Annotated in this window: 24 protein-coding genes; 14 read left to right on the top strand and 10 right to left on the bottom strand. The window is 69.0% G+C overall.

Features of this window, described 5'->3' with window-relative positions:
* Nucleotides 1-3: 3 nt before the first annotated feature.
* Entirely contained in the window at nt 4-1,287 is a 1,284-nt protein-coding gene (locus tag ASD34_RS25620) for a DEAD/DEAH box helicase (RefSeq protein ID WP_056584025.1), read from the bottom strand.
* A gap of 45 nt (nt 1,288-1,332) precedes the next feature.
* Between ASD34_RS25620 and ASD34_RS25615 the strand changes: the two genes are divergently transcribed.
* The 5 genes from ASD34_RS25615 (at nt 1,333) to ASD34_RS25595 (ending at nt 4,860) form a co-directional block, all read left to right on the top strand.
* A complete protein-coding gene (locus tag ASD34_RS25615) occupies nt 1,333-1,713 on the top strand; it encodes a translation initiation factor Sui1 (RefSeq protein WP_056584021.1) in 381 nt (126 codons plus the stop codon).
* Nucleotides 1,714-1,720: 7 nt separating this feature from the next.
* Entirely contained in the window at nt 1,721-1,957 is a 237-nt protein-coding gene (locus tag ASD34_RS25610) for a DUF3820 family protein (protein WP_056584018.1), read from the top strand.
* 182 nt (nt 1,958-2,139) lie between these two features.
* The gene (locus ASD34_RS25605; protein ID WP_056584015.1) at nt 2,140-2,544 is read left to right on the top strand and encodes an RNA recognition motif domain-containing protein; all 405 of its coding nucleotides are present in this window, start codon (nt 2,140-2,142) and stop codon (nt 2,542-2,544) included.
* Nucleotides 2,545-2,846: 302 nt separating this feature from the next.
* Complete coding sequence (locus ASD34_RS25600; protein ID WP_056584013.1) at nt 2,847-3,335, top strand: tripartite tricarboxylate transporter TctB family protein; 489 nt, start codon at nt 2,847-2,849, stop codon at nt 3,333-3,335.
* A gap of 13 nt (nt 3,336-3,348) precedes the next feature.
* Nucleotides 3,349-4,860 carry a tripartite tricarboxylate transporter permease gene (locus tag ASD34_RS25595; RefSeq protein WP_056584010.1) on the top strand — a complete coding sequence of 504 codons (1,512 nt, stop codon included), beginning with the start codon at nt 3,349-3,351 and terminating at the stop codon, nt 4,858-4,860.
* Between the two features lie 117 nt (nt 4,861-4,977).
* Here ASD34_RS25595 and ASD34_RS25590 read toward each other — a convergent pair whose 3' ends face one another.
* A complete protein-coding gene (locus ASD34_RS25590; protein ID WP_056584007.1) occupies nt 4,978-5,736 on the bottom strand; it encodes a sulfite exporter TauE/SafE family protein in 759 nt (252 codons plus the stop codon).
* A 419-nt stretch (nt 5,737-6,155) separates the two neighbouring features.
* Here ASD34_RS25590 and ASD34_RS25585 point away from each other — a divergent pair, with 419 nt between their 5' ends.
* Complete coding sequence (locus ASD34_RS25585; protein ID WP_056584003.1) at nt 6,156-7,394, top strand: ammonium transporter; 1,239 nt, start codon at nt 6,156-6,158, stop codon at nt 7,392-7,394.
* Between the two features lie 24 nt (nt 7,395-7,418).
* Complete coding sequence (locus ASD34_RS25580) at nt 7,419-7,721, top strand: hypothetical protein (protein WP_082549084.1); 303 nt, start codon at nt 7,419-7,421, stop codon at nt 7,719-7,721.
* A gap of 7 nt (nt 7,722-7,728) precedes the next feature.
* Here ASD34_RS25580 and ASD34_RS25575 read toward each other — a convergent pair whose 3' ends face one another.
* From ASD34_RS25575 to ASD34_RS25560, 4 genes are all read right to left on the bottom strand, one after another.
* Complete coding sequence (locus ASD34_RS25575) at nt 7,729-9,402, bottom strand: thiamine pyrophosphate-binding protein (protein WP_056583998.1); 1,674 nt, start codon at nt 9,400-9,402, stop codon at nt 7,729-7,731.
* Nucleotides 9,403-9,427: 25 nt separating this feature from the next.
* A complete protein-coding gene (locus ASD34_RS25570) occupies nt 9,428-10,645 on the bottom strand; it encodes a pyridoxal phosphate-dependent aminotransferase (protein ID WP_056583996.1) in 1,218 nt (405 codons plus the stop codon).
* Nucleotides 10,642-11,550 carry an amino acid ABC transporter substrate-binding protein gene (locus ASD34_RS25565; RefSeq protein ID WP_056583990.1) on the bottom strand — a complete coding sequence of 303 codons (909 nt, stop codon included), beginning with the start codon at nt 11,548-11,550 and terminating at the stop codon, nt 10,642-10,644. The genes ASD34_RS25570 and ASD34_RS25565 overlap by 4 nt, the downstream gene beginning before the upstream one ends.
* Before the next feature lie 166 nt (nt 11,551-11,716).
* Nucleotides 11,717-13,255 carry an aldehyde dehydrogenase family protein gene (locus tag ASD34_RS25560; protein ID WP_056583986.1) on the bottom strand — a complete coding sequence of 513 codons (1,539 nt, stop codon included), beginning with the start codon at nt 13,253-13,255 and terminating at the stop codon, nt 11,717-11,719.
* A gap of 187 nt (nt 13,256-13,442) precedes the next feature.
* Between ASD34_RS25560 and ASD34_RS25555 the strand changes: the two genes are divergently transcribed.
* Nucleotides 13,443-13,718: a GIY-YIG nuclease family protein gene (locus ASD34_RS25555; RefSeq protein WP_056583983.1), complete on the top strand. Its 276-nt coding sequence runs from the start codon at nt 13,443-13,445 to the stop codon at nt 13,716-13,718.
* A 45-nt stretch (nt 13,719-13,763) separates the two neighbouring features.
* Here the strand turns inward: ASD34_RS25555 and ASD34_RS25550 are convergent, their stop codons facing one another.
* Both ASD34_RS25550 and ASD34_RS25545 read right to left on the bottom strand, forming a co-directional pair.
* Entirely contained in the window at nt 13,764-15,398 is a 1,635-nt protein-coding gene (locus tag ASD34_RS25550; RefSeq protein ID WP_056583981.1) for a GMC family oxidoreductase, read from the bottom strand.
* A gap of 160 nt (nt 15,399-15,558) precedes the next feature.
* Entirely contained in the window at nt 15,559-17,076 is a 1,518-nt protein-coding gene (locus ASD34_RS25545) for a CoA-acylating methylmalonate-semialdehyde dehydrogenase (RefSeq protein WP_082549082.1), read from the bottom strand.
* 86 nt (nt 17,077-17,162) lie between these two features.
* Between ASD34_RS25545 and ASD34_RS25540 the strand changes: the two genes are divergently transcribed.
* From ASD34_RS25540 to ASD34_RS25515, 6 genes are all read left to right on the top strand, one after another.
* Nucleotides 17,163-18,071 (top strand): LysR family transcriptional regulator, encoded by a 909-nt coding sequence (locus tag ASD34_RS25540; protein WP_056583978.1) that lies wholly within the window; start codon nt 17,163-17,165, stop codon nt 18,069-18,071.
* Nucleotides 18,072-18,201: 130 nt separating this feature from the next.
* Entirely contained in the window at nt 18,202-19,374 is a 1,173-nt protein-coding gene (locus tag ASD34_RS25535) for an MlaE family ABC transporter permease (RefSeq protein WP_056583972.1), read from the top strand.
* On the top strand, nt 19,371-20,228 hold the full coding sequence (locus ASD34_RS25530) for an ABC transporter ATP-binding protein (protein WP_056583969.1): 858 nt from the start codon (nt 19,371-19,373) through the stop codon (nt 20,226-20,228). Before ASD34_RS25535 ends, ASD34_RS25530 begins: the two co-directional genes overlap by 4 nt.
* Nucleotides 20,229-20,234: 6 nt before the next feature.
* Nucleotides 20,235-21,191, top strand: a complete 957-nt coding sequence (locus ASD34_RS25525) for an MlaD family protein (RefSeq protein ID WP_056583966.1) — start codon at nt 20,235-20,237, stop codon at nt 21,189-21,191.
* A gap of 22 nt (nt 21,192-21,213) precedes the next feature.
* Nucleotides 21,214-21,897: an ABC-type transport auxiliary lipoprotein family protein gene (locus tag ASD34_RS25520; RefSeq protein ID WP_056584682.1), complete on the top strand. Its 684-nt coding sequence runs from the start codon at nt 21,214-21,216 to the stop codon at nt 21,895-21,897.
* Nucleotides 21,898-21,948: 51 nt separating this feature from the next.
* Entirely contained in the window at nt 21,949-22,170 is a 222-nt protein-coding gene (locus ASD34_RS25515; protein ID WP_056583963.1) for a hypothetical protein, read from the top strand.
* A gap of 153 nt (nt 22,171-22,323) precedes the next feature.
* Here the strand turns inward: ASD34_RS25515 and ASD34_RS25510 are convergent, their stop codons facing one another.
* Both ASD34_RS25510 and ASD34_RS25505 read right to left on the bottom strand, forming a co-directional pair.
* Nucleotides 22,324-23,085 (bottom strand): SIR2 family NAD-dependent protein deacylase, encoded by a 762-nt coding sequence (locus ASD34_RS25510; protein ID WP_235510255.1) that lies wholly within the window; start codon nt 23,083-23,085, stop codon nt 22,324-22,326.
* 17 nt (nt 23,086-23,102) lie between these two features.
* The gene (locus ASD34_RS25505; protein WP_056584679.1) at nt 23,103-23,978 is read right to left on the bottom strand and encodes an IclR family transcriptional regulator; all 876 of its coding nucleotides are present in this window, start codon (nt 23,976-23,978) and stop codon (nt 23,103-23,105) included.
* Between the last annotated feature and the right edge of the window lie 27 nt (nt 23,979-24,005).

The raw sequence follows: 24,005 nt of genomic DNA, 5'->3' as shown, positions 1-24,005 counted from the left end.
GCCTCAGTCGTTCGGCTCGGCGTCGCTGCGCTGCGACGCAGCGGCCAGCGCCGCGGCGGCGCGCAGCTTGTCCTTCTTGCTCGGCCGCGCGCCCTTGACGCCGCCGTTGCCCGAGGTATCGACCACCACCGGCGCCGTCTCGACCGGCTCGAAACCCGCGATGCGCTCGCGCGGCACATGCTGGCCCTGGCGCTTTTCGATGAGGCGGAAGTGCGCCTCGGTGGCCGCGCTCACGAAGCTGATCGCCAGCCCGCTTGCGCCCGCGCGGCCGGTACGGCCGATGCGGTGGATGTAGTCGGTCGGCGAGCGCGGCAGGTCGTAGTTGATGACCACGGGCAGCTGCGCGATGTCCAGGCCGCGCGCCGCCAGGTCGGTGGCGATCACCACGTCCCACCGGCTCTGCTTGAACTGCGCCAGGATGTCGCGCCGCGTGCCCTGGGCGATGTCGCCATGGAACGGCACGGCGTAGATGCCGTTGCGGTACAGCTTCTCGGCCACGGTCTGCGCGGCGTGCTGCGTGGCGACGAACACCAGCACGCGGTCCCACGTGCCTTCGTTTTCCTTCAGCAACTGGCGCAGCAGCTGCGTGCGGCGGCCGGCATCGACCTGGATGGCGCGCTGCACGATGTCGGGCCGCGTGCCGGGCTCGCCCTGCACGTCGACCAGCGCCGGGTCGTGCAGCATGTCGTCGGCCAGCGCCTGGATGGCGATCGGGAAAGTCGCCGAGAACAGCAGGTTCTGGCGCCGCGCCGGCAGCAGCGCGAGGATGCGCTGCAGCTCCTCGGCAAAGCCCAGGTCGAACAGGCGGTCGGCCTCGTCGAGCACGAGCATCGACACGGCGTCGAGCGCGAGCGCGTTGTGCTCGACCAGGTCGAGCAGCCGGCCGGGCGTGGCGACCACGATGTCGGCGCCGCCTCGCAGGCGCATCATTTGCGGGTTGATCGAGACGCCGCCGACGGCGACGACGATCTTCAGGCGCTCGGGCAGGTGGCGGGCGAAGTCTTCGAGCGTCTCGCCGACCTGGGCCGCGAGTTCGCGCGTGGGCACGAGCACCAGCGCACGCAGCCGGCGCGAAGCGGGCGATGCGGGCTCGGCGGCCAGGCGCTGCAGCAGCGGCAGGGAAAATGCTGCCGTCTTGCCGGAGCCGGTCTGTGCCGAGCCCCGCAGGTCGCGGCCCTGCAAAATTGCAGGGATGGCCGCCGCCTGGATGGCGGTCGGCGCGGCAAAGCCGCTCGCGGCGGCCGCTTGCGCCAGCGCGGGGGTCAGGCCCAGGGTATCGAATGGCATGGAACGGGCACCGGGAAAAGAGAGATCGAAAGAAAGACGGATCGCATGGGAACGATGAAGAACCACCGCACCGGCAGCACGCTGGTGTACTCCACCGAGGCGGGCGGGCGCATGTGCCCCGACTGCGGCGCCCCGATGGCGCAATGCCGCTGCAAGGAACTCGCGAAGGCGCAAACGGCGGCCACGGACGGCATTGTCCGCGTATCGCACGAGACCAAGGGCCGAAAGGGCAAGGGCGTGACCGTCGTCAAGGGCCTGCCGCTCGACGCGGCGGCGCTCGTGGCGGTAGGCAAGCAACTGAAGGCGGCCTGCGGCACGGGCGGCACGGTGAAGGACGGCACCGTCGAGATCCAGGGCGATCACCGCGAAGTCGTGATCGCCGCCCTCGTGAAACAGGGCCACACGGTCAAGCGCACGGGAGGCTGAACAGCGCATGAACCCCGAAGACCTGCAGCGCCTGGTGACGCTCGAAATGCCTTTTGGCAAGCACAAGGGCACGCTGATCGCCGATTTGCCCGGAAATTACCTGACCTGGTTTGCGCGCGAGGGTTTTCCCGCGGGAGAAATTGGCCGACTGCTCGCTTTGATGCATGAAATAGACCACAACGGCCTGTCCGACCTCCTGAAACCGTTGCGAAACCGCCCGTCGGGCCGGAATGTTTCTCGATAACACAAGATTTCCTCCCTTTTTTCGGAAATCGGGCCGGATAATCCGGCTCACGTGTCTGCGAGCCTCGGCTCCCGTGCACGTAATTTGGTGATCGGTCAGTTTCGCGCCACAGCGCATTAGTTTGTTGTGATTCTGGGACTCCATCGCTTTGTGTTTTTTTGGTTTGAATTAGGAGTCCCTCCATGGGCAAGAAACTTTACGTGGGCAACCTCGCCTACTCCGTGCGTGACAACGACCTGGAACAGGCTTTCGGCGAATTCGGTTCGATCGTCAGCGCCAAGGTCATGATGGAACGTGACACCGGCCGTTCGAAGGGCTTCGGCTTTGTCGAAATGGGCACCGACGCTGAAGCACTCGCTGCAGTCGAAGGCATGAACGGCGCATCGCTGCAGGGCCGCGCCCTGACGGTGAACGAAGCCCGTCCGATGGAAGCACGTCCCCCCCGCACCGGCGGTGGTGGCGGCTACGGCGGTGGTGGCGGCGGCGGCTACGGTGGTGGTGGCGGCGGCGGTTACGGCGGCGGTGGCGGCCGTAGCGGTGGCGGCGGTGGTTACGGCGGCGGCGGCGGTGGCCGCGGCGGCTACTAAGCCCTCCCCCACACACGCATGAGCGCCTCGGCGCTCTGAATAAAAAAAGCTCCTTCGGGAGCTTTTTTCGTTTCCGGCCCCACCCCCTCCTGCCCTTGCCCCGATCCCTTCGTGGAACACCACCGAACCGCTTTGCCGGGCCGTCGGTGTTGCCCCGGAAGGGGGTTGGCGTAGCGAAGTGCGCGAAACCTGGGGGAGAGCCAGTACTTACCCTTGTAAGCATTTGTCCGTACCGTCGCGGTCAGCCGACGGTCAGCCGCTGGCGACGACCCTCGTCCCCTTCGAAACAGAGGGTCGAGACGATGAAAATCAAGAGACAGGCGGACTTCTTCTCAGGGGTCATGTTCGCCACCGTCGGTGGCGCGTTCGCCATCGGCGCCACCACCTACACCATCGGCGACGGCGCCCGCATGGGGCCGGGGTACTTTCCACTGATGCTGGGCATCCTGTTGGCGCTGCTGGGCGCGCTGATCATGTTCCAGGCCATGGTGGTCGAGAGCGCCGACGGCGACAAGATCGGCAAATGGGCCTGGAAGCCGCTGGCCTTCGTGCTGGGCGCCAACCTGGCCTTCGGTGTGCTGCTGGGCGGCCTGCCCAGCGTCGGGCTGCCGGCGATGGGGATGATCATCGCGATCTACGCGCTGACGATCATCTCGAGCATGGCCGGCCAGCACTTCAAGCTGCGCGACGTGCTGGTGCTGGCGACCATCCTGGCAGCCGGCAGCTATGTGGCCTTCATCTGGGCGCTCAAGCTGCAGATCCAGGTCTGGCCCACGTTCATTTCGGGTTGAGGAGCACACCGCCATGGAACTGTTCCACAACCTGGCGACCGGCTTCGGCGTCGCCTTCACCTTCACCAACCTGCTGTACTGCCTGGTCGGTTGCATCCTGGGCACGCTGATCGGCGTGCTGCCGGGCATCGGCCCCGTCGCGACGATCGCGATGCTGCTGCCCGCCACCTACGCACTGCCGCCCGTGTCGGCGCTGATCATGCTGGCCGGCATCTACTACGGCGCCCAGTACGGCGGCTCGACCACGGCCATCCTGGTGAACCTGCCCGGGGAGTCGTCCTCGGTGGTCACCTGCATCGACGGCTACCAGATGGCAAGGCAGGGCCGCGCAGGCCCCGCGCTGGCCGCGGCGGGGCTGGGCTCGTTCTTCGCGGGCTGCGTGGGCACGCTGATCCTGGCCGCCTTTGCGCCACCGCTGACCGAGTTGGCTTTCAAGTTCGGCCCGGCCGAGTACTTCTCGCTCATGACGCTGGGCCTGATCGGCGCGGTGGTGCTGGCCTCGGGCTCGCTGCTGAAGGCGGTGGCGATGATCGTGCTGGGCCTGCTTTTGGGCATCGTGGGCACCGACGTCAACTCGGGCGTTGCGCGCTTCAGCTTCGACATCCCCGAACTCACCGACGGCATCGGCTTCGTGGTGATCGCCATGGGCGTGTTCGGCTACGGCGAAATCATCGGCAACCTCTCGCAGCCCGACGACGAGCGCGAGGTGTTCACGCACAAGGTCAAGGGCCTGTGGCCCACCAAGGACGACTTCAAGCGCATGACGCCCGCGGTGCTGCGCGGCACGGCGCTCGGTTCGGCCCTGGGCATCTTGCCCGGCGGCGGCGCACTGCTGGCAGCCTTCGCGGCCTATGCGCTGGAGAAGAAGATCAAGATGCAGCCCGGCGAAGTCGCCTTCGGCAAGGGCAACATCCGCGGCGTGGCTTCGCCCGAGTCGGCCAACAACGCCGGCGCGCAGACCTCCTTCATTCCGCTGCTGACGCTGGGCATTCCGCCCAACGCCGTGATGGCGCTGATGGTCGGCGCGATGACCATCCACAACATCCAGCCCGGCCCGCAGGTGATGACCAGCAACCCGGAGCTGTTCTGGGGCCTGATCGCCTCGATGTGGATCGGCAACGCGATGCTGATCATCCTGAACCTGCCGCTGATCGGCATGTGGATCAAGCTGCTGACGGTGCCCTACAAGTTCCTGTTCCCGGCCATCGTGCTGTTCTGCGCCATCGGCGTGTACTCGACCAACAACAACACCTTCGACGTGTGGATGGTGGCGATCTTCGGCTTCATCGGCTATCTGTTCCTGAAGCTGCGCACCGAGCCGGCCCCGCTGCTGCTGGGCTTCATCCTCGGGCCGATGATGGAAGAGAACCTGCGGCGCGCGCTGCTGCTGTCGCGCGGGGCGTGGAGCGTGTTCGTCACGCGGCCGCTGTCGGCGGGCCTGCTGGTGGCAGCGGCGCTGCTGCTGTGCATCGTGCTGCTGCCGGCGATCAAGGCGAAGCGCGAAGAGGCGTTTGTCGAAGACTAAGCTCGCCCCCAGGCTGNCGCTTCGCCAACCCCCTACCGGGGGCAACACCTGAGGCCCGGCAAAGCCGGTTCCTCGGTGTTTCTCGAAGAAGCCCCCGGCCTCGCGCCTGGGGCTTTTTTATTTCAGGAACGCGTCGTAGGCCGTCTTCAGGATCAGCGCACTCACCACCACGATGAACACGATCCGCACAAAGCCCGCGCCGTGCTTCAGCGCCACGCGCGTGCCGGCCAGGCTGCCGGCCACGTTGGCCACGGCCATCACCAGCCCGTAGTGCCACCAGACGTGGCCCTTGGCGGCCAGCAGGATCAGCGCGGCGGCGTTGGTCAGGGTGTTGATGACCTTGGCCGAGGCCGAGGCGTTGAGGAAGTCGTAGCCCATCCAGCGCACGAACAAAAACACCAGGAAGCTGCCCGTGCCCGGCCCGAAGAAGCCGTCGTAGAAACCGATGGTCAGGCCGATGGTGCTGGCCGCCAGCGTCTCGGCGCGTCCACTGAAGCGCGGCGCGTGCAGCCGGCCCATGTCCTTGCGCGCCAGCGTGTAGATCAGCACGCCCAGCAGGATGACCGGCAGCGCCCGGCGCAGGAAGTCGCCCGGGAAGACCGTGACGGTCCACGCGCCGACCATCGAGCCACCGAAGCCCAGCAGCGCGGCCGGCCACATGGCGCTCCAGCGCATCTGCACCCGCTGGCTGAACTGGGCGGCCGAGGCCGCGGTGCCCCAGATGGACGCGCTCTTGTTGGTGCCCAGCAGCGTGGCCGGCGGCGCGCCCGGAAACACCGCAAAGAGGGCCGGCACCAGGATCAACCCCCCGCCGCCCACGATCGCATCGATAAAACCCGCGAGCAGTGAGGCGCCCGTGACCACCAGCATTTCCATGCGGGCGATTGTCTCACCGGAATTGCTATCGAAACGATAGCTTTGATGGCCGATACCGGCTGGCCAGGAGGCTTGTTTGGCTTGGAGGAAAGCGCCCACGTCCGCGCGGCGAACAGGCAAAAAAAAGCGCCGACCAGCGGCGCTTTTCAAATATCAGGCAGGCATCTCGTACGGAGCCTTTGAAGAATGTTCTTGTTGATCGATCGGAAGCTTGTCTCCTCGGACCCTCGGCAGTACGAGCAGGGCCCGTCGCGAGTGCGCAGATTGTGCAAGCGCGCACCCGCCCGGTGCATTAGGAATTACCCGCTTCGTGTTACTTCGACCCTCCAGTTGGGAAACCAAAGTGTTTCAGCCAGTTAACAAGATGGCATGACTCGTGCACACAGGCCTTCTGTCCACCACTCCAGGAAGAAACGGTCATGGCCCTGCTGGCACCCCAAGCCTCCCTGAACGCGGCCGACACTGCCTGGATGATGACCTCGACCGCGCTGGTGCTGCTGATGACGCTGCCCGGCATCGCGCTCTTCTATGCCGGCATGGTCCGGCGCAAGAACGTGCTGGCCACCATGGCCGGGGTGGTGGCGATCGCGGCGGTGGTCTCGCTGACCTGGTTCGCGCTCGGCTACTCGCTGGCCTTCACGTCCGGCTGGCCCTGGCTCGGCAACCTCTCGCGCATCGGCTTCTCGGGCTTCGAGTACCTGAAAGACGCCGGCCAGGTGGCCGTGAGCCACGTGGCGCCGAACGTGCCGGAGTCGGTCTACGCCATGTTCCAGCTGAGCTTCGCGATCATCACCACCGCGCTGGTGCTCGGCGCCTTTGTCGAGCGCATGCGCTTCTCGGCCCTGCTGTGGTTCGCGCTGCTGTGGAGCGTGCTCGTGTACGCGCCCGTGGCGCACTGGGTGTGGGAGCCGGGCGGCTGGCTCGCGCAGATGGGCGCGCTCGACTTCGCGGGCGGCTCGGTGGTGCACGTCAACGCGGGCATCGCGGGGCTGGTGTGCGCCTATGCGCTCGGGCCGCGCCGGGGCTACGGACGCGAGGCCTTCGAGCCCTACAGCCTGGCGCTCACCATGACCGGCGCGGGCCTGCTGTGGGTGGGCTGGTTCGGATTCAATGCCGGCTCGGCGGTGGCGGCCGACGGGCGCGCCGGCCTGGCCATGCTGGTCACGCACATCGCGGCGGCGGCCGGCGCCCTGAGCTGGATGATTGGCGAATGGATCGTGCGCCGCAGCCCCTCGCTGCTGGGCCTGTGCTCCGGCCTCGTGGCCGGGCTGGTGGCGATCACGCCCGCGGCCGGCTTCGTCACGCCGCTGCCGGCGCTGGCCATCGGCGCCATCGCCGGGCTGGCCTGCTACTGGGGCGCCACGGGCCTGAAGCACCTGCTCGGTGCGGACGACTCGCTCGACGTGTTCGGCGTGCACGGCATCGGCGGCATCGTGGGCGCGCTGCTCACGGGCGTGTTCGCCGACCCGCGCATCTCGGGCGCGACAGGCAACGTGCTGACGCAGGCGATCGCCGTCGGCAGCGTGGCGATCTACAGCGCGACGGGCACGGCCATCGTCCTGTTCCTCGTGCATGTGCTGGTCGGATTGCGCGTCGACCCCGAGAGCGAACTCGTGGGCCTCGATCTTGCTCAACACAAGGAACACCTGGGAGCCTGACCCACAGACGCCGGAGACCCCGCCATGCCATCCATGTCCGAAAGCGAACGCATCGCCCTCGCCGCCCGCCTGCACGTGGCGCTGCGGCGCAAGCACGGACGCGTGACCGACACCGAATGGATGGCCACCAACGCCGAGTACGCCGCCGAGATCGTGCGCATGACGCGCATCCACGCCGCCGAGACGAAGGACGACGAGCTCGACCAGCTCGCCACGCGGCTGGAGCAGGCGATGGAGCCGCTGGCCCGCGCCGCGCGGCTGGCGGCGCGGCAGCCCGACGGCCTGCCGCCCACGCCGCCGCCGCGCTATGTCGGCGGGCTGCGCTGACGACGCCTCAGTTCGCGGCCAGCGCCGCCTTGCGGATCGACTGCAGCGTGCTCGCGGGCGTGATCGCCTCCGGGTCCAGCAGGCAATGCAGGATCGCCGGCTTGCCGCTCGCACGCGCACGCGCCAGGGCCGGGCCGAACTCTTCCGTCGTGGTCACGCGTTCGCCGTGTCCGCCGAACACCTCGGCATAGCCGCGGAAGTCGGGGTTCTTCAGCTGCGTGGCGCTGATGCGGCCGGGGTAGTGCTTTTCCTGGTGCATGCGGATCGTGCCGTACATGCCGTTGTCCAGCAGCACGACGAGGATCGGCAGCCCGTACTGCACGGCGGTCGCGAACTCCTGGCCGTGCATCAGAAAATCGCCGTCGCCCGCGAACACGACCACCTCGCGTTCGGGCCACAGCCGCTTGGCACCGACGCCGGCCGGCAACCCGTAGCCCATCGACCCACTGGTCGGCGCAAGCTGGCTCGCGAACGCGCGGAACGGCCAGAAGCGGTGCACCCAGGTCGCGAAGTTGCCCGCGCCGTTGCAGAAGATGGTGTCGGCCGGCAGCACCTCGCGCAGGTGCTGCATGACCTCGCCCATCTGCAGCGGGCCCGGGATGCGGATCGCGGCCGGGTCGCTCCAGCGCAGGAAGTCTTCGCGCGCGGTCTTCGTCTGCGCCTGCCACACGGGCGATGAAGTCGGACGCAACGCAGACACCGCTTCGGCGAACGCCTGCGGCGTGGCGTGGATGCCCTGCGTCGGGCGATAGAGCTTGCCGAGCTCGTCGGCATCCGCGTGCACATGCACCAGCGCCTGCTTCGGCTGCGGAATCGCGAACAGCTCATAGCCCTGCGACGGCACTTCCGACAGGCGCCCGCCGACCAGCAGCACGAGGTCCGCATCGCGGATGCGCGCCAGCATGCGCGGGTTCGCGCCGAGCCCCAGGTCGCCCGCATAGCAGGGATGCTCGGCGGACATCAGCATCTGGCGGCGGAACGAGCAGTACACGGGCAACGAATAGGCCTCGGCGAACTGCGCGAACTGCTGCGTCGCGGCTTCCGACCAGCGGCTGCCGCCCAGGATGACGACCGGCCGCTGCGCCTGCGACAGGCGCTGCTGCAGTTCGGCGAGTGGGGCCGCGCCGGGATGGGTTTCAGTGACGGCATACGGCAGCGCATCGGCCACCACGGCGGCTTCGGTCAGCATGTCTTCGGGCAGCGCGATCACCACCGGACCGGGCCGGCCCGAGGTCGCGACATGGAAGGCGCGCGAGACGAGTTCGGGCACGCGCGCCGGATCGTCGATCTGCACGACCCACTTGGCCATCGTGCCGAAGACCGCGCCGTAGTCCAGCTCCTGGAAGGCTTCGCGGCCCATCGCGTCGCGCGCGACCTGGCCGACGAACAGCAGGAGCGGTGTCGAGTCCTGGTGCGCGATGTGCACGCCCGCCGCCGCGTTGGTGGCGCCGGGGCCGCGCGTGACGAAGCAGATGCCGGGCTGGCCCGTGAGCTTGCCCTGCGCCTCGGCCATCATCGTCGCGCCGCCCTCCTGGCGGCACACCGTCACGTCGATCGATGCGTCGTGCAGCGCGTCGAGCACGGCCAGGAAGCTTTCGCCGGGCACGCAGAAAAGCTGCTTGACGCCGTGGGTGATGAGCTGGTCGACCAGGATCTGGCCGCCGGTGCGGGAGGAAGTCATGAGGGTTCCAGTGGATTGAAGATGTTCATGAAAGCACGGCGCAGGCGGCGGCGATGCGCGCGCACGCCTCTTCGAGTTGCGCCATCGACGTCGCATACGAGATGCGGAAATACGGTGCGAGCCCGAACACGCTGCCCGGCACCACCGCCACCTCGAAGTCCTGCAGCAGGTAGCGGCAAAAGTCGCTGTCGGTCTGCAGCAGCGTGCCGCTGGCCGTTCGCTTGCCGAGCACGCCGGCGCAGCTTGCGAAGGTGTAGAAGGCGCCCTCGGGCACGCGGCAATGCAGGCCTGGCGCGCGGTTGAGCGCGGCCACGACGAAGTCGCGACGCTGTTGGAACGATGCGCAGCGCTCGGCAACGATGCCCTGCGGGCCGGTGAGCGCCTCGATCGCCGCGGCCTGGCTCACCGACGACGGGCACGAGGTCGACTGGCTTTGCACCACGGCCATCGCCGCGATCAGCGGGCGCGGTCCCGCGCCGTAGCCGACGCGCCAGCCGGTCATCGCATAGGCCTTCGACACACCGTTCACCGTGAGCGTGCGCTCGCGCAGCCGCGGCTCGACGGCCGCCGGTGTTGCGAACGCGAGGCCGTCGTAGAGGATGTGTTCGTAGATGTCGTCCGCCAGCACCCAGACGTGGGGATGGTCGAGCAGCAGGTCGGTGATCGGCCGGAGCTGCGCCGCGCTGTAGGCCGCGCCGCTTGGGTTCGACGGCGAGTTCTGAAACAACCAGCGCGTGCGCGGCGTGATGGCCGCCTGCAGCTGCGCCGCGGTCAGGCGAAAGCCGTTCTCCTCCTCGCACGCCACCGACACCGGCACGCCGCCGCAGATCTGCACGATGTCCGCGTACGAGGTCCAGTACGGCGCGGGCAGGATCACTTCGTCGCCCGGGTTCAGGCTCGCCATCAGCGCATTGAAGATCACCTGCTTGGCGCCCGCGCTCACGCTGATCTCGTCGAGTGCGAAGTCCAGCGCGTTGTCGCGCTGGAACTTCAGCTGCACGGCCGCCTTCATCGCCGGGCTGCCGTCGAGCACCGTGTAGCGCGTGTCGCCGCGCGCAATGGCCTGCGAGGCCGCAAGCCGGATGTTCTCGGGCGTGTCGAAGTCGGGCTCGCCCGCGCCCAGCACGATCACCGGGCGGCCGGCGCGCTTGAGCGCCTGCGCGTGATCGGTGATGCGCAGGATCTCCGAGACCTGGAGGGCGCGCACGCGTTGTGCTGGCGAGAACACGGCGGCGTCGGTCACCTGGCGTAGGCTTCCAGCGGCTTGTCGTTGGGTTCGAGCATCAGCTGCTTGAGCACGGGGCTCATCGGCAGATTGAGGCTGGTGTTCTTCGGCGGAATCGCGGCCACGAACCACTTGGTGTAGATCTTCTCGAGCTCGCCGCTCTTCATGAGCTTGCGCAGTGCGCCGTCCACCGCGGCCTTGAAGGCCGGGTCGTCCTTTCGGAACAGCAGCGCGATCGGCTCCGAACCCAGCGCCTCGCCAGTGATGCGATACGCCGCGGGGTTCTTCGAGTTCGCGATGATGCCGGCGAGCAGGTTGTCGTCGAGCACGAAGGCATCGACACGGCCCGACTCCATCAGCAGGAAGCTCTCCAGATGATCCTTGCCGAGCAAGGTGTTGTACGAGACGTTCTGCGCACGCTCTCGCTTGCGCAGAAGCTGCACGGCGGTGGTGCCGCTCGACGCCGACACGTTGCGGCCCGCGAGCTGGTCGAGCGTGGTGATGCCCGAGTCGACCCGCGACGCCATGCGCACCTCGCTCACGTACGTGGTGAGTGCGAAGGCCACCTGCTGCTGGCGCGCGGTGTTGTTGGTGGTGGGGCCGCAGCCGATGTCGAGCGTGCCGTTCTGCATCAGCGCAATGGTGTTCTGCGCGGTCACGGCCATGTACTCGAGCCTGGCGTCGGGCGCGATGTCTTTCAGCACACGCTCGCAGAGTTCGACGTGGTAGCCCACGTACTTGTCGCCCGCGCCCAGCATGTAGGCCATGGGGGGCGACGCCTCGCGCACGCCGAGCACGGCCTTGCCGCTGGCCTTGATCTTGTCGAGCGTGCCGCCGGTCGGCGCCTGCTGCGCGGAGGCTGTGGTGCCAAAGGCGAGCGCGAGCAGCGCGGCGGTGGCGAGGGTCTTCAGTTGCATCTTCATCTTCTGTGTCTCCTGGTGGTTTTCCGTGAAAGGGTGCGGCGCGCCCTGCCGGCACGGCAGGACTTTTCATGGGACATCGCGGAACCGGCTTTGCCGGGCCGCAGATGCCGCCCCCGGCAGGGGGTGGGCCAAGCGACACGGAGTGCGCGAAGCCTGGGGGCGAGCCTCAATTCCCGATGTCGAAGATCACGCCCTGCGCAAGGGGAAGTGCCGTCGAGTAGTTGATGGTGTTGGTCGCGCGGCGCATGTAGGCCTTCCAGCTGTCCGAGCCCGCTTCGCGTCCGCCGCCGGTTTCCTTCTCGCCACCGAAGGCGCCGCCGATCTCGGCACCGCTGGGGCCGATGTTGACGTTGGCGATGCCGCAGTCCGAACCCGCGCTGGACATGAAGCGCTCGGCCTCGCGCACGTTGAGCGTGAAGATCGAGGACGACAGGCCCGCGCCCACCGCGTTGTGCCATTCGATGGCTTCGTCGAGCGTGCGGTAGCGCACCACGTAGAGGATGGGCGCGAAGGTCTCGCGCAGCACCGGGCCGTCGTGCGATTTCAGTTCGACCAGCGCGGGGCGCACGTAGTAGGCGTCCGGCGTGCCGATGCCGTCGACGCGCTGGCCGCCGTGTACCGTGGCGCCGATCTCGCGGCTTTCGTTCAGGGCCTTCTGCATGCCGTCGAAGGCCGCGCGGTCGATCAGCGGACCGACCAGCGTGCCGGCCTCGCGCGGATCGCCCACGCGCACATTGCCATAGACCTTCGCGAGCTTGGGCACCAGCTGGTCGTACACGCTGTCGTGCACGAACAGGCGCCGCAGCGTCGTGCAGCGCTGGCCGGCCGTGCCCATGGCCGCGAACGCGATGCCGCGCAGCGTGAGGTCCAGGTCGGCCGAGGGCGTGACGATGGCGGCGTTGTTGCCGCCCAGTTCAAGAATGGCGCGGGCAAAGCGCGCCGCGAGTTTCGGCGCGACCTGACGGCCCATCGCCGTGGAGCCGGTGGCCGAGAGGATCGGCACGCGCGGGTCGGCCACCAGCACCTCGCCGATGTCGCGCGGGCCCAGCAGCAGGCCGAGCAGGCCTTCGGGTGCATCGCCGAAGCGTTCAATGGCGCGCTGCGCGATGGCGTGCACGGCCAGCGCGGTGAGCGGTGTTTTCTCGGAAGGCTTCCACACCACCGGGTCGCCGCACACCAGCGCGAGCGCCGCGTTCCACGACCACACGGCCACGGGAAAGTTGAAGGCCGAGATCACGCCGCACACGCCCAGCGGGTGCCAGGTTTCCATCATCCGGTGCTCGGCGCGCTCGGTGGCCAGCGTGAGGCCGTAGAGCTGGCGCGAGAGGCCGACGGCGAAGTCGCAGATGTCGATCATTTCCTGCACCTCGCCCGCACCTTCGGACGGGATCTTGCCGGCCTCCAGCGTGACGAGGCGACCCAGGTCGCGCTTGGCGGCGCGCAGCGCTTCGCCCAGCAGGCGCACCAGTTCGCCGCGGCGCGGTGCCGGCACCAGGCGCCAGGCCTTGAAGGCCTCGTGCGCGCGGCCGATGGCGGCGGTGGCTTCGACGGCCGTGGTCTGCGGCACCTGCGCGATCACCTCGCCGCTGACCGGCGAGCGCACCGTCAACTCGCCGCCGGTGTGGGCCGAGCGCGGCACGCCCAGGCGCTGCAGCAGTTGTTCGACTTCGGCGGGAACGCAATCGGGGGTCTGGGCTTCAGGCATGGGCGCTCCAGGGGAAGAAAGGCCGAACAAATGGAAGGGCGGAACCCGGCCAATATGTGCGAAACCCGCGCCGTTGGCTAATGAAAAAATGGAAGGACTTGGTGCGTTTGGCGAATGAACTCTTGGGCGAAACCTTCGTTCAACGCACGCTTCAAAGCCACCCCCGGCCCGCCCGCACAATCGCAACGTGCCCAGAACCTTGCCCGATCCATCGCCGCCGCAGCCCTACTGGCTCTACCTGCTCGAATGCGAAGGCGGCGTGTACTACGCGGGCATCGCGCTCGACGTGGAGCAACGCTTCTTCCTGCATGTCTTCGGGCTGGGCGCCAAGTTCACGCGTGCGCGTCCGCCGCAGCGGGTGCTGGCGGCGCGCCAGTACCCTGACAGGGGTGCCGCGCTGCGGGCGGAGATCACACTCAAGGCGCTGCCTCGCGCGCGCAAGCTGGCGTTCTTCGACCGGTAGGCGCTCCGTCGACGCACCCGCCCGCGCCGCGCCGCCGAGGCCGGCTCAGCGGTGGCGGTTGTCTTCGAGGATCCAGCCTGCGGCCTTCTCCGCCATCATCAGCGTCGGGCTGTTGGTGTTGCCGCTCGTGATGGTGGGCATCGCACCCGCATCGACCACACGCAGGCCGCGCACGCCGCGCACGCGCAGGTGGGCGTCGAGCACCGCCATCGGGTCGCTGTCGGCGCCCATCTTCGTGGTGCCGACCGGATGGAAGATGGTGGTGGCGATGTCGCCGGCCAGCCGCGCGAGGTCTTCGTCGCTCTGGTACTGCACGCCAGGCTTCCACTCTTCGGGCTGGTACTTCGCGAGCGCCGGCTGCTGCGCGATGCGGCGCGTCACGCGCAGCGAATCGGCCGCGACCTTGCGGTCTTCCTCGGTGCTCAGGTAGTTGGGCGCGATGGCCGGTGCGTCTTCGAAGCGCGGGCTCTTGATGCGCACCGAGCCCCGGCTCGTCGGGTTCAGGTTGCACACGCTCGCGGTGAAGGCCGGAAAGCTGTGCAGCGGCTCGCCGAAGGCATCGAGCGACAGCGGCTGCACGTGGTACTGGATGTTGGGCCACTCGCGGTCGGGCGAGCTGCGCGTGAACGCGCCCAGCTGCGACGGCGCCATGCTCATCGGGCCGCTGCGTTTGAGCAGGTATTCCAGGCCGATCTTCGCCTTGCCGACCATCGACGAGGCCAGCACGTTGAGGGTGGGCGCGCCGTTGATCTTGTAGACCGCACGGATCTGCAGGTGGTCCTGCAGGTTGGCGCCGACGCCGGGCGCGTCGACCGCCACGTCGATGCCGTGCTGGCGCAGCAGGTCGGCCGGGCCGATGCCCGACAGCTGCAGGATCTGCGGCGAGCCGATGGCGCCCGCACTGAGGATCACTTCGCACTCCGCGTGCGCGGTGCTCATTTCGGACCCGTTCCACACCTGCGCGCCGGTGCAGCGTTTCGTGCCGTCGGGCAGCGTCTCGAACAGCAGGCGCGACACCTGCGCACCGGTCCACAGCTCGAAGTTCGGGCGGCCGTAGCAGGTGGGCCGCAGGAAGGCCTTGGCGGTGTTCCAGCGCCAGCCGTTCTTCTGGTTGACCTGGAAGTAGCCCACGCCTTCGTTGCTGCCGCGATTGAAGTCGGTGGTGTGCGGCACGCCGGCCTGCACGGCCGCATCGGCAAAGGCGTCGAGGATGTCCCAGCGCAGCCGCTGCTTCTCGACGCGCCACTCGCCGCCCGCGCCGTGCATCTCGTCGGCACCGAGGTAGAAGTCTTCGTGCTTGCGAAAGGCCGGCAGCACGTTCTGCCAGCGCCAGCCGTCGTCGCCCGTGAGGGACGCCCACTGGTCGTAGTCGCGCGACTGGCCGCGCATGTAGATCATGCCGTTGATGCTGGAGCAGCCGCCCAGCGTCTTGCCGCGCGGGTAGCGCAGCGTGCGGCCGTTGAGGCCCGCGTCGGGCTCGGTGTTGTAGAGCCAGTCGGTGCGCGGATTGCCGATGCAGTAGAGGTAACCCACCGGAATGTGGATCCAGTGGTAGTCGTCCTTGCGGCCGGCCTCGATGAGCAGCACACGCTTGGTCTTGTCGGCGCTCAGGCGGTTGGCGATGAGCGAGCCGGCGGTGCCGGCGCCGATGATGATGTAGTCGAAGGTGGTGTCGCTCAACGGTGTCTCCAATCTGGTTGTTCTTTTCTTCGGCACACGACGTCGTCACGCACCCATGCCTTGCCGGTGCGCCCGCGGAACCGGCTCTGCCGGGCCGCCGGGAGCGCCCCCTCGAGGGGGGATGCGAGCGACACGAAGTGCGCGAGAGTCGGGGGTGGGCTTATTTCGCCGTCGGCATCACGAACTCGGCGCCCTTGCCGATGCTCTCGGGCCAGCGCTGCATGATCGACTTCTGCTTCGTATAGAAGCGCACGCCCTCTTCGCCGTACGCGTGCATGTCGCCGAACAGGCTCTTCTTCCAGCCGCCGAAGCCGTGCCAGGCCATCGGCACCGGGATCGGCACGTTGATGCCGACCATGCCGACCTGGATGCGGCGGCCGAACTCGCGCGCCACGTTGCCGTCGCGCGTGAAGCAGCTCACGCCGTTGCCGAACTCGTGCGCGTTGATGAGGTCCACCGCTTCCTTGAAGGTCGCCACGCGCAGGCAGCCCAGCACGGGGCCGAAGATCTCTTCCTTGTAGATGCGCATCTCGGGCGTGACGTGGTCGAACAGCGTGCCGCCCATCCAGAAGCCGTCGCCGCAGCCTTCGCCCGCCTGGTTGCCGTCGAACGTGCGCCCGTCGACCAGCAGCTTCGCGCCTTCCTTTTCGCCTTGCGCGATGTAGCCGGTGATGCGCTCGTGCGCGGCGCGCGTGACGATCGGGCCCATCTCGGCCGCGAGGTTGGTGCCGTTGAGCACCTTCAGCGTCTTGGTGCGCTCGATGAGCTTGGGCAGCAGGCGGTCGGCCACGTCGCCCACCAGCACCGCGACGCTGATCGCCATGCAGCGCTCGCCGGCCGAGCCGTAGCCGGCGCCGATGAGGGCGTCGACCGCCTGGTCGATGTCGGCGTCGGGCATGACGACCATGTGGTTCTTCGCGCCGCCCAGCGCCTGCACGCGCTTGCCGTGGCGGGCGCCGGTTTCATAGATGTAGTTGGCGATGGGCGTGGAGCCGACGAAGCTGATCGCCTTGACGTCGGGGTGCTCCAGCAGCGCATCGACCGCGACCTTGTCGCCCTGCACCACGTTGAACACGCCGTCGGGCAGGCCGGCCTGCTTGAGCAGCTCGGCCATGAAGAGCGACGCGCTCGGGTCGGTCGGGCTGGGCTTGAGCACGAAGGTGTTGCCCGCCGCAATGGCCACCGGGAACATCCACATCGGCACCATCACCGGGAAGTTGAAGGGCGTGATGCCGGCCACAACGCCCAGCGGCTGGCGCAGCGTCCAGTTGTCGATGCCGGTGCTCACCTGGTCGGTGAAGTCGCCCTTGAGCAGCTGCGGAATGCCGCAGGCGAACTCGACGATGTCGATGCCGCGGCTGACTTCGCCCTGCGCGTCGGTGAAGACCTTGCCGTGCTCGGCGGTGATGAGGTGCGCGAGCTCGTCCTTGTGCTGGTTGAGCAGCTCCAGGAACTTGAACATCACGCGCGCCCGGCGAAGGGGCGGCGTGTCGGCCCACTTGGGGAACGCGGCCTGCGCGGCGGCCACGGCGGCCGAAACCTGCGTCGCGTCGGCGAGGCCGACCTTGCCGGTGACAGCGCCGGTGGCGGGGTTGGTCACGTCCTGCGTACGGCCGGAGGTGTTGGCGGCGGGAGTGCCGGCGATGTGGTGATCGATATTTCGGGTGCTGATGGGCATGTTCGGGTCTCCTGAAGGCAATTTGGCCCGCTCTGCGTAGAGAAAGCCAATGAATTCGCGTCGATGGCGCTATAAATCATCTTTATATGACTGCGCCATCGATGGACCTCCAGATTCTGCGCGCCTTCGTCCTGGCGGCGCGCGAGGGCAACGTCTCGCGCGCCGCCGAAAAGCTGCACCTCACGCAGCCTGCCGTGAGTCTGCAGCTCAAGCGCTTCGCCGAAGAGACGGGGCTGGCGCTGTTCACCCGCACGCCGCACGGGCTGGCGCTCACGGCGGACGGCGCAGCCATGCTGCCGCAGGCCGAACGCGTGCTGGCCGCCGTGGGCGACCTGCAGCAGGCCGCGCGCAACCTGCAGGTCACGGTGCGCGGGGCGCTGCGCATCGGCACCATCCTCGACCCCGAGTTCACGCGGCTGGGCGTGTTCCTGCGCGAGCTGGTCGAGGCTGCGCCGCAGATCGAGACCGAGCTGCGCCATGGCATGAGCGGCAGCGTGCTGGCGCAGGTGCTGCACGGCGAGCTCGACGTGGGCTTTCACCTCGATCCCGGCGATGAGCCGGACACCGCCGCGCCGGCGCCGCTGGCGGTGCGCACGCTCACCCGGTTCAGCTACCGCGTGGTCGCGCCGGCCGGCTGGGGCCCGCAGGTGCTCGGCCGCGACTGGAAGGCGCTGGCCGCCCTGCCCTGGCTCGCCACGCCGCCCGAGTCGGCACACCACCGCCTGCTGGAGCGCGTGTTCGGGCCGCTCGGCCTGGCGCCCCGGCGCGTCGCGCTGGTCGACCAGGAAGCCTCGATGCTCGACCTGCTCAAGTCGGGCGTGGGCCTGAGCCTGGTGCGCGACTCGATCGCGATCCGCGAAAGCCAGGCCCACGGCCTCGTGCTGGCCGACCGCGTGCGGCTCGATTGCGCGCTGCGTTTCGTCTCGCTGGCGGCCCGGCGCGACGAGCCCGTGATCGCCAGCGCATGGAACGCGCTGGCCCGGGCCTGGAGCTGAAGGGCTCCTGAAAAACGGCGTCTGGCCCTACGCGAACGAAGGGCCGGACGCACACAAGCTCCGGATGCACGCGGTTACGATGCGCCCTCTCACCTGCATCCTGTTAACAAACCGCCTCACACGCACGTCCATGGTTTCCAGCCCGTCGTCTGCCGACCTGCCCGCCACCGACGACACCTCTGCGCCGCCGCGCGCGCGCACGCAGGACGTGGACGGCCGCAACTGGGCCGTGGCCAGCGGATGCTGGACCACGCTGGCGATGTCGTCGCGCCCGGCCTGGGACGCGGTGGCCAGGGACCTCGCCGCGTTGCCGCCCGGAGACGACCGCGCCTGGGACCTGCGCCCCATCGGCCAGCTCGACCACATCGGCGCCCAGCTGCTGTGGGACCACTGGCGCCACGACTGGCCGGCCACGCTCGAACTGGCGCCGCAGCACCAGGCGGTGCTCGACCAGGTGGCGAAGTTCACGGTCGCCACGCCCGACGAGCCGCCGAAGTCGCTCGCCGACCGGCTGCGCGCATTCGCCCTTCACGGCCCGCGCGCGATGGCGGTGCTGCGCGATTTCGTCGGCCTGATCGGCCAGCTCGCGCTGGACCTGTGCACGCTGGTGCGCGCGCCGCACCGCGGGCCGTGGCGCGACTTCTCGGGCCACCTCTATCAGTTCGGCGCCACGGCGCTGCACATCACGGCGCTGGTCGGCCTGCTCATCGGCGTGGTGCTGGCCTACCTGATTTCGCAGCAGCTGCGCCAGTACGGCGCCGAGACCTTCGTGGTGAACATCCTCGGGCTGTCGCTGATCCGCGAGCTCGGGCCGGTGCTGGCCGCCGTACTCATCGCGGGCCGCTCGGGTTCGGCAATCACGGCGCAGATCGGCGTGATGCGCGTCACCGAAGAACTCGACGCCATGCGCGTGATGGGCATCCCGCACGGCTTTCGCCTCGTGATGCCGCGCGTGCTGGCGCTGGCCATCGCGATGCCGCTGATCAGCCTGTGGACCTCGATGGCGGCACTGGCCGGCGGCATGCTCGCGGCCGACGCGGCGCTGGGCATCTCGCCGGCGTATTTCCTGTCGGCCCTGCCGCGCGCGGTGCCCATTGCCAACCTCTGGCTGGCGCTGGCCAAGTCGGCGGTGTTCGGCGTGCTGATCGCGCTGATCGGCTGCTACTTCGGCATGAAGGTCAAGCCCAACACCGAGAGCCTGGGCCGCGGCACCACGTCGTCGGTCGTGACCTCGATCACCGCGGTGATCCTGGTCGACGCGCTGTTCGCCGTCCTGTTCAAGGGCATAGGATTCCGCGGATGAACGCCGCCACGACGCCTTCTTCCCCCGGCACGGTGGTCGACATCCGCAAGCTATGGACGGTGTTCAAGAACACCGACGGCGAGCAGGTGGTGCATCGCGACCTCGACCTGCACATCGACCGCGGCGAGGTGCTGTCGCTCGTCGGCGGCTCGGGCACCGGCAAGACGGTGTTGCTGCGACAGATCCTCGGGCTGCAGAAACCCACGAAGGGCGCGGTCGAGGTGCTGGGCCAGGCCCCGGGCGAACTCAGCGCGGCCGGCGCAGCCAACGTGGGCATGCTGTTCCAGCACGGCGCGCTGTTCTCGGCCTTCAGCGTGCTGGAGAACATCGCCTTTCCGTTGCGCGAACTCAAGCTGCTGCCCGACGCGCTGATCCGCCATGCCGCACTCGTGAAGCTGCAGATGGTGGGGCTGGAGCCGCAGCATGCGAACAAGAGCCCGTCGGACCTGTCGGGCGGCATGATCAAGCGCGTGGCGCTGGCGCGCGCGCTCATCATGGACCCGCCGCTGCTGCTGCTGGACGAACCCACCGCCGGCCTCGACCCCGAGGCCTCCGACAGTTTCTGCGACCTGCTGCGCGGCCTGCACCGCGAGCTGGGCCTGACGGTCGTGATGGTCACGCACGACCTGGACACCCTGTTCGACCTGAGCACCCGCATCGCGGTGCTGGCCGACCAGAAGGTGATCGTGAGCGGCACGGCGCGCGAAGTCATCGCCTACCCGCATCCCTTCATCCACGAATACTTTCTCGGCGGGCGCGGCCAGCGCGCCCTGGAGGCGCTGCACGACAAGCCCGCCGCCGCCGCTGAACCACCCGCGCCGCGGCCCGAGGCTGCGCGCGCTGACGAAAGGTAGGTCCCCATGGAAAACAAGGCCCACGCCCTCGCCGCCGGCGCCTTCGTGCTCGGCCTGATCGCCGCGCTCGTCGCGCTGGTGGTCTGGTTCACGCGCGACAACACCGTGCGCAACGTGTACGAACTCTCCACCCGCGACGCCGTGAGCGGCCTGCAGCCGCAGGCCCAGGTGCGCTACCGCGGCATCTCGGTCGGCAAGGTGACCTCGATCGACTTCGACCCCAAGACCAAGGGCAACGTGCGCGTGCGCATCACGGTCGACGAGCGCGTGCCGCTCACCACGTCGAGCTTTGCCACGCTGAGCTACCAGGGCGTGACCGGCCTGGCCTTCATCGCGCTGGACGACGAGGGCCAGTCGACCGTCGCGCTCAAGCCCGACAACGGCAACCCGCCGCGCATTCCGCTCAAGCCCTCGATGCTCGCGAAGCTGCAGGACCGTGGTGAGGAAATCATCGACCAGGTCGAAGAAGTGACCAAGCGCGCCAACACGCTGCTGGCCGACGCCAACCAGAAGCGCGTGGCCGATGCGCTGGAGAACATCGCGGCAGCCTCGGCCAGCGCCAACACGCTGCTCAAGCAACTCGACAACACCGTCAAGACCGGCCTGAATCCGACGCTCGCCGCGATGCCCGAGACGCTGTCGACGGTGAAGAAGGCGGCCGGCGATGTCTCGCGCGTGGCCAACAATTTCAACACCACCGTGGGCCGGCTCAACGCGCCCGACGGCCCGGTCGAGCGCCTGAGCGACGGCACCAAGGCGCTGGCGCAGGCGGTCGATTCGTTCAACGCCGCCACCCTGCCGCGCGTGAACCGCGTGGCCGACGACACCGCGCACGCGGTGCGCCGCCTGGGCCGCGCGGCCGACAGCATCAACGACAACCCGCAATCGCTGCTGTTCGGCAACGGCGGTGCGGCTGCGGGCCCGGGCGAGCCCGGCTTCGTTGCGCCCGCCGCACGCCATTGACCGGGAGCACAACACCATGCGCATGAAGAACACCCTCCACGCCTTCGCCAGCCTCGGCTGTGCGCTGCTGCTCGCCGGCTGCGGCGCGCTGCCCGACAAGCCGGCGCGCGCCACGCTGTACGACTTCGGCCCCGGCCTTTCGGCCCCTGCACCTGCTGCTGCGCCCACGGCCGCACTGCCGGCGCTGTCCCTCGCGGAGTTCGACAGCAACACGCGCCTGGACGGCACGCAGATCCTGTACCGCCTGGGCTACGCCGACGCCAACGAGCTGCGCCCCTACGGCCAGTCGCGCTGGAGCCAGCCGCCCGCGCAGCTGCTGCGCCAGCGGCTGCGCGACACGCTGGCCGAACGCCGCACCGTGCTCGGCCCCGAAGAAAGCGCAACGCTCGCGCGCACCGAGAGCATCGTGCCCGACACGCTGCGCATCTCGCTCGACGAGTTCAGCCACTACTTCGACGCGCCGGCCAGCAGCACGGGCCTCGTGCGCGTGCGCGCCACGCTGGTCCGCAGCGCCACCGGCGGCGACCGCGTGATGGGCCAGCGGACCTTCACCGTGCGCCGCCCCGCGGCCAGCGCCGACGCGCCCGGCGGCGTGAAGGCGCTCATCGCGGCGAGCGACGCGGCCATGGCCGAGGTCGTGCAATGGGTCGACCAGCTGCAACAGCAACAACCGCCAGTGCCGCGCGCGGCACCGGCGCGGCGCTGAGCGACCTGCGCTTTTTCCGTTCTTTCCAACCACCTCGAGGAGACCCGCCCCATGAACGCAACGCGCATCGTCGGCATCCTGCTGATCGTCGCCGGCATCGCCGGGCTCGGCATCGGCGGCTTCAGCTTCACCAAGGAAACCCACCAGGCCAAGCTCGGCCCGCTGGAGTTCTCGGTGAAGGAAAAACAGAACGTCAACATCCCGTCCTGGGCCGGCGTGGCGGCGATCGTGGTGGGCGGCGCGCTGGTGCTGCTGGGTGGCAAGAAGGGCTGATGCCCACCGGCGCGGCCAGGGCCGACGCCTTCGGGGTGCTGCCGCCCGACACGCCGGCGGCGCCTGAGAACTGCGACCGCAAGGACCACTGGCCCGCCAAGAGCCTCGCGCGCTGGCGCGTGCTGCGCGAGAAGCCGCGCGCCAGCGCTCGCTTCAGTCGCCGGCCATGCCCGCCAGCAAGCGCGGCAACAACGCTTCCGACGCCCCCCGCAACACCACCGCCGCCGCATCGTCCAGATGCGGCAGCGGCTCGATGTTCAGCGTGACCAGCCGCGCCCCCCGTGCCATCGCCAGCTTGGGCAGTTCGGCCGCCGGGTAGACGATGGTGGTGCTGCCGACCACCAGGAACAGGTCGGACTCCTGCGCTGCCACTTGCGCGTCGAGCAGCACGCCGGCGTTCAGCATCTCGCCGAACATGACCACGTCGGGCCGCGCGTGCGAGCCGCAGCGCAGGCAGCGGTGAAACGGCCACGGGCCGCTGCGGTTGCCGCAGTGGTCGCAGCGCCAGCGGCGCAGCGAGCCGTGCAGTTCGAGCACGTCCTGACCGCCGGCCTTGCCCAGGAGGCCGTCGACGTTCTGCGTGATGAGCCGCGTCGCAGGGCGCAGCCGCTGCAGCTGCGCGAGCGCGAGGTGGCCGGGGTTGGGCGACGCGGCCTCGATCAGCGACAGGCGCTGGGCCCAGAACCTGGTGAAGCCGCCGGGGTCGCGCGCGAGATCCTCGGCATGCGAGAACTTGAGCGCGTTCTGGCTCATCCACAGGCCGTCGGCGTCGCGGTAGGTCGGGATGCCCGAGGCCCTGGACAGCCCCGCGCCCGAGAAGACCACGATGCGCCGCGCACCGCGCAGCAGCGCCACGGTGCCGTCGATGCGCAGCGCGAGGTCGTCGGCGCCAGAGGAAGAAGACGTGGAAGACAAGGCGGAAGAAAACAGGGTCATCGATCGGAAACGGGGGGAACCACGGCGCCGACCCCGCCCCGGTTGTTGCTCGCCCCCAGGCGCTGCGACACCGTGCCCGCGCAGGCCTTGAGCGCGCGCGCGATCTCGCCGTCCCAGGCGGTGTGGAAGATGCCGGCCGGGCCGATGGCGGTCACGGCCAGCACGATGGCGCCGGTGTGGTCGAACACGGGCGCGGCCATGGCGCTCACGCCCTCGATCACCTCGCCGTCGGAGCGGCTGATGCCGTGGTCGCGCACTTCCTGGCACTGGCGCTCGAAGTCGCTCCACGAGGGCAGCGGCTGCACCGGCGGCATGCCGGCCGGCGGCGCGGGCTCGGCGGCGCCCTTGCGCTGCTTCTGGCGCTGGCGCTCGTCCTCGAGCTGCGCGCGCACCACGGCCGGATCGAGGTAAGCGGCGAAGACGCGGCCCGAGGCCGTGTTGGTGAGCGAGAACACGGTGCCGTGGCGCATGTTCACGTGCACCGGCGAGGGCGACTCGGCCGTGCGCACGATGGTCGCGCCGCGCGCGCCCCACACGGCCAGCGCCACGGTGTGGCCGATCTGCTGCGCGAGCTGGCCGATCAGCGCCGTGGCGATGTGCACGGGGTCGGCCTGCTGCAGGCTGATCAGCCCCAGTTGCAAGGCCAGCGGGCCGAGCAGATAGTGGCCGCTGGCGCGGTCCTGCTCGATGAGGCCCAGCCGGCCGAAGCTCACCATGTACGGGTGGGCCTTGGCGGCCGTCATGTCCGCTTCGCGGGCAAGGTCTTTGAGCGCCATCGGGCGGCCGTGGTGCACCAGCGCGCGCAGCAGTTGCCCGCCGACTTCGATGCTCTGGATGCCGCGCTGGGCGCGGTCGGGGTCAACAGTCGCCATGGCCGCCTTGCCGTCTGGTTGTTCGTT

This window comes from Variovorax sp. Root473, from assembly GCF_001426505.1.
Taxonomy (GTDB): Bacteria; Pseudomonadota; Gammaproteobacteria; order Burkholderiales; family Burkholderiaceae_C; genus Variovorax.
Note: the sequence above shows the minus strand (reverse complement) of the source record. Positions and strands in the feature narration are given on the sequence as shown.